This is a genomic window from Pseudolysinimonas kribbensis (genome assembly GCF_039531715.1).
GTDB lineage: Bacteria > Actinomycetota > Actinomycetes > Actinomycetales > Microbacteriaceae > Pseudolysinimonas > Pseudolysinimonas kribbensis.
Window position 1 is genome coordinate 461,978 of sequence record NZ_BAAAQO010000004.1, and the last position, 14,131, is coordinate 476,108.

The following is a 14,131-nucleotide window of genomic DNA, read 5'->3' on the forward strand; positions in this document are numbered from 1 at the left end:
GCGGCGTCGACCTGCAGTCGGTGGTGCGCGCGGCCATCGGCCAGCTGGCGCACACCTCCACGAGCGGCGCGTCGACGATCACGATGCAGCTGGTGCGGCAGCTCCGCTTCCAGGCCGCGGCGAACGAGGTCGGGGTCAGCGACGACCAGCGCCGCGCCGACATCCGGGCCGCCGTCTATCCGGATCTCGGCCGCAAGGTCGAGGAGATGAAGTTCGCCATCGGCCTGGAGAAGAAGTACAGCAAGCCCCAGATCCTCGACGCCTACCTCAACATCGTCGGGATGGGCGGCAACACCTACGGCGTCGAGGCCGCCGCCGAGCAGTACTTCAGCACCACCGCCGACAAGGTGACGATCGCGCAGGCGGCGAGCCTCATCGCGATCGTGCAGAACCCGAGCAAGAACAGCCTCGGCGACCCGCACAACTACGCCGACAACCAGGCGCGGCGCAACGTGATCCTCGGGTTCATGGAGGCGGCCGGCTACATCACGCACGCGCGGTACCTCGAGGCGAAGGCGCAGAAGGTCGACGCCAAGTACGTCAAGCTCTCGGCGCCGAAGCGGGGATGCCTCTATGCGACGCCCGGCTACCAGTTCATCTGCGATCTCGCGGATCGCACGATCAGGCTCGGCGAGGTGCCCTCCATCGGCGACACCCCCGAGACCGCGGTGCAGGGCCTGAAGCAGGGCGGCTACAAGATCTACGTCTCGGTGCAGCCGGCGATGCAGGATGCCGGCAACGCGGCGATCAAGCACTTCGCGCCCGCGAACGAGACCCGCTTCGCGCTCGGCGCGGCCGCGGCCACCGTGCAGCCGGGCACCGGCCGCATCCTCATGGAGGTGCAGAACAAGGACTTCAGCAACCTGCCGACCGACCCGAAGCTGAGCCCCTACGACCGGTCGCGCACGCAGACCACGACCGCCATCAACCTCGCGGAGGACGCCGCGCACGGCGGCGGCAGTGGCTACCAGCCCGGTTCGAGCTACAAGCCGTACACGCTGCTGTCCTTCCTCGCCGCCGGGCACACCCTCGGCGAGACGTTCAACGCGAGCGTCACGCAGTTCCAGCCGAGCAAGTACCCGGCATCCTGCGCCCCGAACGGCGGCCCGGTGTACAAGGTCACCAACGACGAGGCCAACGAGGTCGGCCCGATGACCGTCACCCAGGGCACGGCCCGGTCGGTGAACACGATCTTCATGCAGATGGGCGAGAAGGTCGACCAGTGCAAGACGGTGGCGATCGCGAAGTCGCTGGGCGTGCACAACTCGAGCGACACACCCGACCACCCGGACCCGCTGGGGACCCTCCCGAGCTGCGTCATCGGCGCCTGCCAGACCATCGCCCCGATCACCCAGGCCGCCGCCTACGCGGCCCTGGCCGACGGCGGCACCTTCTGCGAGCCGATCATCGTCGACAAGGTGGTGGATGCCGAGGGCAACGTGCTCGCCGGCCAGGACGGGGCGTGCGCGCCGTCGCCGCTTCTGACCCCCGACGTCGTGAACACCGCGGTGTACGCGATGCAGCAGGTCTTCGTCGGCCGGGGCACCGCGATCCTGGCGAACCCCAAGGACGGCACGACCTACATGGGCAAGACCGGAACCACCGACTTCTCGCACCAGACCTGGACGGTCGGCTCCTCCCGCTTCGCCTCGACAGCGCTCTGGGTCGGCAACATCATCGGCCCCCCGGGCGACCCGGCTGCCGAACAGCAGCTGCGCAAGATCTGGGTCGGAGGCATCCAGGCGGCCAGCCTGCGCAACAACATCTTCAAGGCGATCGCGCAGGCGATCGACGCGCAACCGGGCTTCAGCGGCGGCAGCTTCCCGCCGCCGGCGCCGGACCTGCTCGGCCATCGCACCGCGCCGCCCAGCGACGGCGGGGGCACCCCTGCTCCGGGCGGAGGCGGCGGCACGCCCGGCGGTGGCGGCGGCCACGGAGGTGGCGGCGGACCCGGTGGTGGCGGCGGCGGACCGGGCGGTGGCGGACCGGGCGGTGGCGGCGGCGGACCGACCGGCGACCCGACCCCGCCTCCCCCGCCGGACGGCGGAGGCGGCTAGGACCGACGGAAGCAGCTTGTTTCCGCTACCTCACCGTACGAGCCCCGTGTCGTTCACAGCGGGAGCGCATGCTTGAACGGCGTATCCCGCAAGACGCCTCCGTCAACACGGAGCGGATAGCGTTCCTCGAAGAAGCGGAACCCCGCACCGTACTCGTCATCACGCGATCGCGTGTACGCGGCCTCCCGCCTTGCGAAGTCGACCTCATTCGTCGCGTACGAATACTGCACCATCGCCCAGGACGCCATGCCTTCGTAAATGAGGCCGTGATTGCCTGGGCCGTACTTCGCCTCGATCGCCTGCTCGTTCCAGTTGCGGTACTGCCAGATGTGCGTGAGTTCATGCGCGATCGTCTGAATGCTGGGCAGCTTCGGCGATCCGTTCTCGATGTGCAGCTCGTATCCACCGGTGGTCTGGGAGGCGAAGCCGAGCACCCGCGCATCGAACCCCGGCGTCGGCTGGTACGTCTCGTTGGTTCCGCGAGCGATGGCCTTCGCGTTTTCCATGCGCACCGTGATCCCGACACTGAAATGGATGTCGAAGACGATCTCGAGGTTGCGCCGGACTTCCTGATAGATCGCGACGAAGCCCTCATTCGTCGTGACGACCGTGCGGGAGCAAGAGATGCAGCGCTCGCGACCGTCCTGTAAAAGGTCGTATTCTCCGCCCATCAGGGGCCGTGCGCAGAAGTCGCAGTAGTTCGCCGTGCCGGGCTCGAAGGCGAGTTCTTCGCCGGCACGGCGCTTGACAGCGGCTCGGGACTGTTCGAGGTAGTTTTCGCCGAACCCCTTCGGCTGCAGGTAGGCGAGAGCGGCGGTGCCATCGAGAGAGCGGGCCGGCTCAATGCCGCCGTACTCCAGATAACGCTTCGGATCGATTTTCACGGTCATGCGTCGGATCCTTCACTCGGGGCGGCCGATGCAGGCGGGCGCGCCCTCCTCGTCCGACGAACGACGGGCGCATCGTCGGGTGCCGCCGCCTCGGCCACCGGCTCGGGGCTCGCCACAGGCTCCGGCACAGGTTCCGGCACAGGCTCGTGGTCCACAAGCTCCGGCCCCGGCACAGGCTCCTGGTCCACGGGTTCCGGCTCGCCGATCGACCCCTCCGCGCCCCGACCGCCGAACAGCCGACGCAGCAGCCGCCCGAGCGCGGTGAACGGCCACAGGAGCGCCCGGAGGAACCGCCCCCGCCGCCGACTCGGTGGCGCCGGCCGATCCACTCGGGGAAGCACCGGCTCGGCGTCGCCCGACGGCTCGGGCTCGGGCGGCACCGGAGTGTCTCGCCACAGTAGATAGTCCGTCACGATCTCGAGCAGCCGACGCCAATTCCGTTCGACGGCGACGACGAGGCCGAGGTCGACGAGGCTGTCCTCGACGATGAAGATCGAATCCGACCGCCCGTCGACCACGACGTCGTCGAGCAGGTCTCCGCTCTCGTCCTCCGGGTCCGGGGTCAGCGCGGTGACGTACTCGTGGGCGTTCGGGAAGACCGACACGAAGATCTCATTCAGCACCGTGACGATCGTTCGCCGGGTCGTCGGGTCGATATCCGGCAGGCGAACCTCGAGCACCTCCTTGTGGTGGTACTCCCGAATCGGCACGTCATCGACGCCGATCCGATGCGCATCCGCGAGCGCCGACCTGCTCGGCATCTCGAGATAGCCAGTCGTCGCCACCGTGATCGTCGCGAATGAGCGGATCAACTCCACGCGGCTGGTGTGCAGCTGCCCCTCGGCGTGCGGGCGCTCCTCCACCCGGTCGACCGTCAGACGCGATCCGGCGATCGGATTGACCTCGAAGTCGCCGAGCGTGAAGGTGCGGATCTGCTTGTACACCCGGCGGTCCCGGATGTGGTCCGCCGCACGACGGAGGACGACACCGTCTCGATGACCCGCGTTGCCGATGGACTGGACCTCGTAGTACTTGCCACCGTGCGTGAGGAACTGCCCGGGCAGCATCGCCTGATGGACGTGCCCATAGAGCAGCGCCCCGATGTACGACGAGTTCTCCCGCTCGTCCTCGACGAAGAAGTACGCGGCGCGAAGGTGCTGCAGGATGCCGTCCAACTCCGACGACGGCTCCACCCGGAATCGAGTGATGACCCGATCGTCGTCGACCGCCTCCCGTTCGGAGAGAATCCGGATGTCGTCGACCCCTGTGTGCTTGGCGACGAGGGTTCTGAAGAGGTCGACGGGCGACTGCTGGTCATTCGTGGGATCGACCTTCGCGTCGTCTCCCTCCTCTTGGCCCGAGACGATCACACCGAGGATCTGCAACTGCTTCGCGAGCTCAGACTCGTCGACGTCGAACACGAGCATCGCGAGCAGGAGCCGCAGGATGCCGTTGCGCTCCGTGCGCGCAAAGTCGGGGACGATCGACGGGATCGCCTTCGGGTCTGCAGCGAAGATCTCACGGTTGGCGACCATGTAGTCGCGCAGCAGGTAGTCGCCGGAGACGAGGTTGACGAACCCCTCGGTGCGGGCGCGTGTGCCGTAGAGCCGCAGCGACTCGAAGACGTTGTTGATGTCGTCTTCGACCACGAGGAACTGCCGGTCGGCCCGCTCGACGCTCCAGGGGCTCGCCACCGGGATGATCGCCTCTTCGAGCGCCGCCTGGGTCAGGTCCAGCTCGGCGAAGGCGTTGATGGTGGCGTAGTACTGGCCGGCGAGCCACATCATGTCCCGGACGGGGAAGCGGTCCGCGCCGACCCACGCCACCCGCTCGACCTGGTACTTGAGCGCGACCGCGGCGATCTCCGTCCCGACCCCCAGGTATCGGGTGATGGCGGGGAGGATCGCTGTGTGCATGCTCGGGCCGTCGGCCTGCCAGACCATTTCACTCGTCGCACCGGTCGGCAGAGCCGACGCGACCACGTCGGCGAGTTCGACCCGGAGAAGGTGGCTCAACGCGTCGACGAGACCGTCATGATTCCGATCGAATGCCGCGAAGACCACGTCGCCGCGCCGACCGACGCGTTGCAGCACGAGTCCGAGGCCGAGCTGTCCCGTGGCGAGCAGCCGCGACGGCTCGGCAAGGATGACGTACTCGACCTGCCCGAGGAAGCCGTCGTGAGCCTTCAGCAGCTCGACATTGTGCAGGTCCGCGAAGCGAAGCACACCGACGTCGAGGTCGTCCCGCGGGGTGCCGCCGAGCACCTCGACCGCCCACAGGTCGGTGATGCCGGTGATCGATTCGAGCCCCGACGCAATCCAATCGCGATAGTCATCGGTCGCCGCCTCGCGCCCGGCGACGATCAGGACCTTGCGATGCTGCAGCAGGTGATAGTGCGCCGGGAATGTCAGGTATGCGGTCAGGTCACCGTGGAACGGGTTCGCGATGACGACGCTGCGTTTACGCAGCAGGGCGATCGAGGCATCCAGGAGGTTCACGTCGAGCTCCTGGCCGTTCGCCCTGAGCCGCTGGAAGTAGGCGCCCGCGAGCATTTCCATTTCGCCGGCCGGCTCGTCGAGGAGGCGGTCGATCCTCGAACGCGAACGGGTCGCATCCAGGGTCGACAGGCTCAGCTCCTCGGCAAGAACCCGGTCGCCGAACGCGGCGTCGAGGACACGGCGCAGCTGTCCATAGTTTCCGACTCGAGTGGCGTGGTCCTCCTCACCCAGGATGTCGGTGACGTATTCGTCCTTCGTCACTCCGGAAAGGAACCAGACGAGCTCCGCGATCACAAGCGTCACGACCGCCGGGTACGCGATGGCTCGCGAACCGGGCCACGTCGGAAACGTCGTGATGAGAGCCGTATAGGCGACGGTGACGACGATGGCCCCGGCGAGAAAACCCCGGTAGAGGCCTCGCAGGTTCGCGGCGGACGACCGGACGAACCACAGGTCGTAGTCGGCGTCCCAGGCGTAGACGCCCTCGACCACGCGGCGACCCAGGAATCCGGGGTCGCGGAGCACTCGGGCGATGACGGGCTTGAGCCCGAGCTTCAGCACGAGGAACACCAGGATCACGAGCAGGTTCTCGAGGAAGTACAGCCACACCGACGAGTACCAGTCGCGGATGCCTGGGATCAGCCGCATCAGCCACGCGAGCCATCCGTCGAGCCAGTCGTTGGCGCGATAGAGGACGATCATCGCGATCACCGCGTAGACGACGGCGACCGCGGGCATCGGGAACTGCCGAACCCTCGCGGCCTTCGCCTGGTTGCCTGCCCTCAGCGCGAGCAGGGCGACCAGGAGCGGCAGCGAGGCGAACAAGTGCTCGAGGAACAGGATGAGCGTCACTCGGTGACCTCGTTCGTCGACTCGTCGGGATCGGCGCGCTCGAACAGCGGCACGCGTTTGACGACAACGCGCGCGATGAAGTCATACGGGGCCCTGACCAGCTCGCCTGAGGTGTTGAACGGCACGGTGATTCCTGCCGGCAGGGGCAGCTGCAGGAGGCGGCGCATCCTGTACCGATTTCCGAGATCGAAGGTGCTGAGGTCGCCGTCCACCTTCTGCACGACGGGGGTCGCCCCGAGGGAGGTGATCAGGCCGCGCTCGAACTCCATCGCGCGATTGATCCGCAGCTTGAGTTGCTCGAGGTCCTGCAGCCGGGCACGCTCCTGATGCTCTCTGACGGCGGAGCCGATCAGGAGGGCACGCGCGCGCATGTAGGTGGAGAGGTCGGTGAGATATCGGCCGAAGATCGCCGCGCCGCCGTGCACCTGCGTACGCACGCCCTTGAGATCCCGGTTGAGGTCCCGGATCTGCGCGACCAGCCGGGCGCGCTGCACGACGAGGGCGCCGACGCCTCCGGCGAGCAGGACAACGAGACTGAACAGGGCGACGAGGGCAGCATCGCGCAGCGCGGCGGAGGTACGGCTCGTGGCCGTGCCGATGAGGTACGGCAGCAGGCCGATCACCCAGGCGGCGAGGACGACGCCGACCGCGACGCCGATGGTCTTGGCGTGAAGGCGGTTGCCGATCGTGCGGAGGATCGTGCGATGGTGCCGCTCCATCATCCGTCGCACGGCCTTCTGGTCGAGCAGGTCCGCGGTCGCGGGCGAGGCCAGAGCGGTGACGCGTCGGGAGAGGTCGTCCTCCAGGTCTTCCCGCTCGTAGCGGGTGAGCTCGACCCCGTTCGCGGGGACGACCTGCGCCTTGAGTCGAGCGTCGTACACGGCGGCACCGAGCACGCGGCGCGGCTTGCGCAGCAGAATCTCGGTTCGGCTCACGACCTGGGTGTAATCCGCCCACCAACGCGAGGACTCGCTGAAGGGCACATCGGTAGCCAGTGAGTAGCCGTCCACGGGGGCGGCGGTCGACTCCCCCAGCGAGTCGAACTCGACCGGGATCTCCTGCTCGACGAGGAGGGTCGCGATGTCGGTGCTCGGACGCCGCCCCGGCCTCCTGAAGAGGCCATCGATGCGATCGCGCACGCTGCCGAGTCGGCTGAGGTGCTCGTTGATCGTCGTGATCAGAGCGTCTCGGTCGACCTCGATGTCGAGCCGGTAGACGTGGTCGGCCTGGAAGGCGCTCGGCGGCAGGTCGTTGACCGACACGCTGAGCACCGAGAGCCAGAAGCGCATGAGGCTCTGCTCGTAGTCGGAATGCTCCTCGTCGACGAGGTCGTAGACCGCAAAGCGCGTGCCCGACGGATAGTCGTTCCGCGCCACGAACTGCGACGGCACCTGACCGAGGTCCGTCGACCACGCCGCGCGGAGCTGCGCGTGAGGATCACCCTCCGGCGGCCGGCGGGTCGAGACGAAGATCACCTCGGCGGGCCGGTTGCCGCGGAAGTCGTACGCCGCCTTGAGTTCCTCGTGCTGCGCCCGCTCATCCGGCGAGTATTCGACCTCCCGGTAGTGGATCTTCAGGTCATGCACGCCGGCAAGCATCGTGCGGACCTCGGAGGGCGCCGGGGGCGGCTCACCCGGCCCGGCGAAGTCACTGGCACGGCGCTCGATGCGGGCGCCGGTCGGCGCATCCGGGTCCTTGTACGAGTAGACGGCCTCGAAGTCCTTCGCGCCCATGGGCGGATATCCGAGCAGCATGTGCGCAAGGCGGACGAGCCGGTGGGGTGATTCCTGGAGCGACAGACGCACCGGCCTCAGCTCGTTGTCGAGGTAGTCGAACGGGTTGTCCGGCTGGGCCGCCTCGACGCCGTCCTCTTCCGGGCTCTCGACGACGACGACCCGCCACTCTCTCCGGCCCTTGATGATGCGGCGGATTCCGGGGAGGACGTCATCGACGGCGCGCGCACGCGGCGACTCGTTCCAGTCGGCGAACGCGAGCAGTCGCTCCTCTTCGAACGGCTCGAACAGAGTCTTCGCCTGCGCGAAGATCCGTTTGGCCCCTCCCCGGAGCAGGATGACGGTGAACACGGTGCGGCGGCGCCCCGTCAGTCCGCGGCGAGCAGTTGCTTGTCGATGGCCCTCACGTCGGAGCGCAGCTCCGGTAGCGGCAGGTCGATCAGCAGGTCGCCCAGCGCACCGATGATGATGCGCAGCTTGCGGTTGAAGTAGCTTCCGCCCTTCTCGGTGAACGCCGCCATGTGCGAAGTGAACTGCTCGAGCTGCTGCCGCAGGACCGTCTCGAGCACCGCGTACCGCTGGTCGCCGTCCTCGAGCCGGAACACCTCCTCCTGGATAAGGAGCAGGAAGTTCCGACTCATCGCTGCGAGGTACTCCTCCTGGAAGTCGTCTTTCGGCACCGAGACGGCCCAGAAGGCGGCGATGTCGAAGATCGTGACGGGAGCATCCGGGAACGACGGGACGATCTGCCGCAGCTCGGTCAGATCGACGCCCGCCGCGAGGTCCTGCCCGAACGGGCTGCTGGCGTAGTCCACCGCCGACGTCACTGCCAGCGTGGCCTCGAGCATGCGGTCCACCGCCTCCGTCAGCCGGGTGACGGCGACCGGATCGATGGTGAGCGCATCGACGACCTCGTAGAACTGGTCGCAGGGCGTTCCGTTCGAGACGATGAAGTCCTGCTCCGGACCGGTCAGCGGCTTGTAGCGGTAGATCGTCCCGCTGCCGACGGACTTCTCCCGGATGATGTGGCCGTGCACCAGGCCCTTGAGCAGAGCACGGTGGATCTCGGTGAGCTGCCGCGCCTGGCTCCCCTCGTCGAGGTCCGGCATGGCGGCGATCGTGTGCCAGCGGCGATCGATGTGCGGCGTGATCACCTTCGTCTCGTCGACGGACGGGCGGATCTGACTGACCAGCCGGAAGTACGCCGTGAAGTACTCGCCGGCCGCGAGATTCTCCGTCTGATTGACGCGCGCAGGCGAGAACTTGGAGAGATCACGGGCCCGGATGCCGTAGATCGCGTTGTAGAAGAGGATCTCCTGCTTCGAGATCTCATCGTCCGGCTGGCCGCCGTAGTTGGACAGGTGCTCGTTGATGAGCGCCTCGCGCTTCGAGCCGGCGTCGAGCTTGATCGCCGGATTGAATGCGCACGCGAAGATCGGGTGCCGGTCCTCGCCGAGCGGCGACTCGATGAACGGCGCCGCGAGCGCCTTCACGGCGTTGATCTCCCGGATGACGTAGTGGCGGATGTTGTCCTCCTCCACGTTCCGGGTGTGGGCTCGGTACTCCCGGTCGAGCGCCTCGATGATGTCGATGTCCAGGGTCGCGGCGCCCTGCTCCCGGAACTTCTTCACGAAGTGCTGAACGATCGTGCCCGTGTACAGGTCCTGGAAGAAGTTCTCGTCCTTCTCGTCCGTGATCGCCGCGTACTCGCGCACCTTGCTGAAGATCGCCTGCGACAGGTCCGCGTCGGCGTTCGCACTACCGCCCTTGTACAGCACCGACTTGCCGATGTGGTCGAGGCTCTTCGAATCCGCGTACACGAAGCGCGTCGTCGAGCCCTTCGTGTTGTCGTAGGCGGTGTGGAGCCGATCGATGTCGCTGCCGAGCCGGTCGAGATTCTGTCGCAGGTTGTCGAACAGTTTCTCGAACGCGTCGGAGAGGCCCTTGATGTAGCCGATGGCATCCCGCAGCACCTCGGAGAGCACTTCGGCGTTTCCGAGATCGCCGACCTTCTTGAGGTAGGTGGCGAACTTGTCGGTGAGATCCCGCTGCCATCCGTCCTGCCGGTTGGTCACCCGCGAGACGAACCCTCGCTGCCGCGCGAGCAGCGACTCCGGTCCTTCGATCTCGTCGGTCGACGGATCGTCGAAGGCCTGCTTCTCGAAGTCGCGGAAATAGCCGTGCAGCTCGTTGAGCTCGATGTCGACCGTGGCCTTCTGCTTCTCGAGCAGGTCGAGGAGGTTGTAGAGGAAGTAACGGGCGGAGACGGGGTGGATGAAGCCGTCGCCGCGCTGGTTCTTCAGGTAGGTCTCCAGCGCGAACGGCTGACCAACGTTGGCGCCGCGGGTGTCGGTTCCGAATAGCGAGTACGCCGTGATACCCGCGTTCTCCTGGGCGTGCCGCTCCACGAGGTCGTGGTACTTCTTCAGGTCGAGATAGCGCTCGTAGTACTCGGCGGCATCCGCGCCGAGCTCGGCGATGTTGGCCGAGAGCTGCGCCTTCAGCTGATCGTCGGCGTCGTTCTTCGACCGTGTCTCGAGGTAGCCCATGAGCCCGCTGAGGTACATGAACCACTTCTTGCCGATCTCGGTGACGCCCTCTGGGTCCTTGAGGACGGCCTGATCCTTGATCGACCGCGCGAACGGGTCCTTCTCGCCGTCGGCCTTGGTGTCGACCGTCTGCGGGAAGACCTTCTCCAGCTTCAGATCCGCAACGCTGAAGCCCTTGTCCTGCTGATCGCGCACGCCGGCGAGCTGGCCCTGGAATGCCTCATCGAACTTGAGCCAGTCGCGGCTGACCGCGGTACGCAGCCAGGTGTACGCGAAGTACTTCTCGACGTGACGCGCAGGGTAGACGAGCCGGGAGGCGCCGGCGCCCGCGTAGCGGTTCCGGCCGTTGTTCTTGATCACCTCGCGCAGGGTGTTGTCTTCGGAGGAGTTCGAACGCTTCGACATCGGGCCGATCGACTGCGTGTAGATGCAGGTCGCGGCGTGGTCGAGCAGGTCGCCGAACGAGGTGAGGCTGCCGCTCGTGCCCTGTGCGTCGAACAGGAAGCAGAAGTCATAAGGCATGGCGTTGATCGGCTCAACGCCGTCGCCGCCGATGGTGGGGAACTCGAACTTGAGGCCGCGATACTGCGGCGGCAGCGTGTTGTCGCCCTTCATGAGGAAGGCGTCGAGCTCGCGGATCGTCGCGTAGGCGTTCACCTTGAGGTTCTGCTGCTCCTCGGCACCCGGGATGACGTCGTAGAACACGTCGGGCTGGAGGAAGAAGCCGCGGGTGATGGCACGCAGGTGCGGGAACTTCGCCTTGAGGTAGCTCGACAGGTACATCGCGACCGAGAGGATGAGCCCGGAGCCGGTCCCGCCTGCCAGCGACGACGTGATGATCACGCGAAGGGCCTGCTCCTGGTTGTCCTTGTCGACGCGGAACAGGGTGTCGATGGCGTCGCGCAGCGGCGCGAGTTTGCCGCTCTTCAACGTCGTGTCGAACGCCAGGCGCGAGATCGCGCGAACCTGGGCCGCGCCCTCGGTGAGCGTCTTCCGGTTGAGCATCTCATTCACGGGGAACCAGTTGTCACGAGCGTTGGTGTTGACGGTGAGGTAGTCGCCGACGGTGTTCACCGTCGAGGTCTGCACCGTGAAGACGCCCGGGTTCTTGTCCTTGATCTCCCGGAGCTCGTTGATGTCGGTGTCGAACACGACGTAGGCGATCCGGCTCTCCTGCGGAGACGCGGATTCCCGGACCTTGTCGGCGACCCTGGCGACGATCTTGGATCCGGTACCGCCGAGACCGAGGATCAGCGTGGGAGCGATGGGCATCTTGGTTCCTCTTTCATTGGGCCTCGCGCATCACGCGTTCGGCGCGCATTCGTACTTCATGTCCGTGGTCTGTGCGGTGATGAGGCTGCCTGCGCCGAGGCGCGGCGAACGGGTCATGTCCTTGTCGAAGCGCGTGCCGTTGACCTCGACGGATTTCTCGGGGCGGTGGGCACTCGCCAGAGCCTTCCAGTTGGTGACCTCCCCGGCGCCCCGGCCGACGGCCTTGAGCTTGAGCCGAGGGAATCCGGCGGTTCCCGGCGCGTAGCGGAACGTCGCGCGATCGGCGACAAACGGCAGCAGCCGATGACCGAGGCTCTTCTTGAACTCTCCGCGGCTCTGGCCGGACGGCATCCCGAACGTTCTCGGGCGCGCGTTGATGTGCGGAGACGACTTGAACCGGCGCGAGAAGCGCTTCTTGAAGATGTAGCCGGCCAGGATGATCAGGCCGAGCCCGATGAGGATCCACTTCCAGCCGTCCTGGGAAAGCCAGTGCAGCATCCGGTCCCAGAGCGAGAGATCGTCGACCAGCCGCACGTCGGCCGTTCCGGTGGCCCGCTTGACACCTTCGTCGTACGTGTAGTCGGCGACGAGGCTCAGATGCACGGGCTGTGAGGTGTTCACCGAGTACGTGTCGCCATTCGACGGGACCGGCGTGAGGGTCAGCGCTCCGGGGGTCGCGCCCTTCTTGACGGTCCACCGGATGCCGGCCGCGGGGGTCGCGTGCACCTGGAAGGACTTCGGGTCGATCGCGGCCCATTCCTGCGGCGTGACCGCCTTGCCTCCCGCATGCGAATAGGTGGCGGTGATCTTGGCACCCGACCCGAGGGAACTGACCGTCAGCTTGCGGGCGTCGATCGCGATGGTGCCTTGCTCCGGCGCCGGGTAGATGTGCTGCTTGATCTCCGCGTGGGCGGCAACGTCGCCGAGGTACGTTCCGTCGACGGTGACCGTCGTGTCACCCGCCGAGAGTTCGTACTCCGCTCCGCTGTCGAGCGTGGGCTGAATCACGTCGCCGTCCTCGCTCATGCTGGCGTGAACCGCATGACGGCCCAGGAGATCGGTGTGCTCCTCGGGAATGATGTTGCAGTCGGCGTCCATGAAGCCGTACTCGATCTTGTACTTGCCCGCGACGATGGCCTTGCCCTTCGGGATCGGCTTATTGGTCGACGGGTCGATCCAGCTGACGCCAAACTGCACGCGGGGTATGTAGTAGAACGTCGTCTGCGAGGCGCCGCCGACGTCGAAGTACGTCTGATCGGCGGGAACCTTCCCGACGGTCGCGACCTGACCCGTCAGGCCGGCGGCCGGCTTCGCAGTGACGGTCGCGTTGTCGGCGCTCACCGGGGGGTTGGACGGCTGCGGGATCGTCACGGGCTCGGCGAGCAGATCGAGTGGCTGATCCTGGTCCTTGCCGCTTTCCGGAGTGCCAATCTTGGCATTCCCCTGCGCGAGCACCAGCACGGTCTCGAGTTCGATGTCCGGATCGATCGTCGTGCCGCTTCCGCCCATCGGTTTGAGCTGGGCGCGACCGAAGATCTGGTTCGCGAGGTCTGCGGTCTTGCCGAGGATCTCGCTGATGTTGTCCGACGCCTTCGCCGGGTGGAACCCCGGTGCCGAGGCGAGCGTCGGCGCCCCGGCTCCGGCCCCGAGATACCCGACGTCGAAGGTGTGGCCTGCCGTGCCGAGCGACTTCGACCAATTCGAGAATTCTCCGCTGGTCGCCGTGTGATGGTCGAAGGCCCCGTCCGAGAGCAGCACGAGCCAGCGACTCTGGGCCTTGCTCCGGGCGAGGTCGTCGCGAGCCGCCGGCACGGCATCCCACGGCGTCCCGCCGCCGTGCATCTGGATCGCATTGATCGCGTCGACGTTCGCCTGGCTCGGCCCCGACTTGGTGCCCTGGATCGTCTTGGCGACGGCGCCCTTCTGCGACAGAAGCAACACCTTCATCTCGTCGGTGGGGCCGAGCATCGCGGCGAACACCATGAGCGCGTATTTGACGTACGACCACCGCTGCGGGCTCGGTGCGATGAACATCGATCCGGAGTCGTCGAGCACGACGTCGATCTCGTGCGACTTGGACACCGTCGCGGGGACGCTCGAGCAGATCTTCGCCGCCTTGTTCGCGACCGATCCCGCCGCCCCGAGAGCCGGATGCGGAGACAACGCGGTCGCATTGGCGGGCACCGCGACGCTGGAGGCGATCAGTCCGAACGCCACCACAACAACGCCGACGGCCCGTATCAAGCGGGCGCCGACGGCGGGCACTCCACTCACGGGTTC

The 14,131-nt window shown here is 66.8% G+C and carries 6 protein-coding genes; 1 reads left to right on the plus strand and 5 read right to left on the minus strand.

Annotation, left to right across the window (positions count from 1 at the left end; genetic code table 11):
* A partial coding sequence (locus ABD285_RS12860; RefSeq protein ID WP_344202887.1) for a transglycosylase domain-containing protein occupies positions 1-2,057 on the plus strand: 2,057 nt, incomplete at its 5' end.
* A 53-nt stretch (positions 2,058-2,110) separates the two neighbouring features.
* On the opposite strand, the gene ABD285_RS12865 is transcribed toward ABD285_RS12860, so the two are convergent.
* From ABD285_RS12865 to ABD285_RS12885, 5 genes are read right to left on the minus strand one after another with little or no spacing between them, the layout of a single operon-like run.
* Entirely contained in the window at positions 2,111-2,947 is an 837-nt protein-coding gene (locus ABD285_RS12865; RefSeq protein WP_284255198.1) for a hypothetical protein, read from the minus strand.
* Entirely contained in the window at positions 2,944-6,297 is a 3,354-nt protein-coding gene (locus tag ABD285_RS12870; RefSeq protein WP_344202889.1) for a hypothetical protein, read from the minus strand. The genes ABD285_RS12865 and ABD285_RS12870 overlap by 4 nt, the downstream gene beginning before the upstream one ends.
* Positions 6,294-8,381 carry a hypothetical protein gene (locus tag ABD285_RS12875; protein WP_344202891.1) on the minus strand — a complete coding sequence of 696 codons (2,088 nt, stop codon included), beginning with the start codon at positions 8,379-8,381 and terminating at the stop codon, positions 6,294-6,296. Before ABD285_RS12875 ends, ABD285_RS12870 begins: the two co-directional genes overlap by 4 nt.
* A gap of 17 nt (positions 8,382-8,398) precedes the next feature.
* Positions 8,399-11,851: a tubulin-like doman-containing protein gene (locus tag ABD285_RS12880; protein WP_284255193.1), complete on the minus strand. Its 3,453-nt coding sequence runs from the start codon at positions 11,849-11,851 to the stop codon at positions 8,399-8,401.
* 30 nt (positions 11,852-11,881) lie between these two features.
* Positions 11,882-14,068: a vWA domain-containing protein gene (locus ABD285_RS12885; RefSeq protein WP_344202893.1), complete on the minus strand. Its 2,187-nt coding sequence runs from the start codon at positions 14,066-14,068 to the stop codon at positions 11,882-11,884.
* Positions 14,069-14,131: the final 63 nt, after the last annotated feature.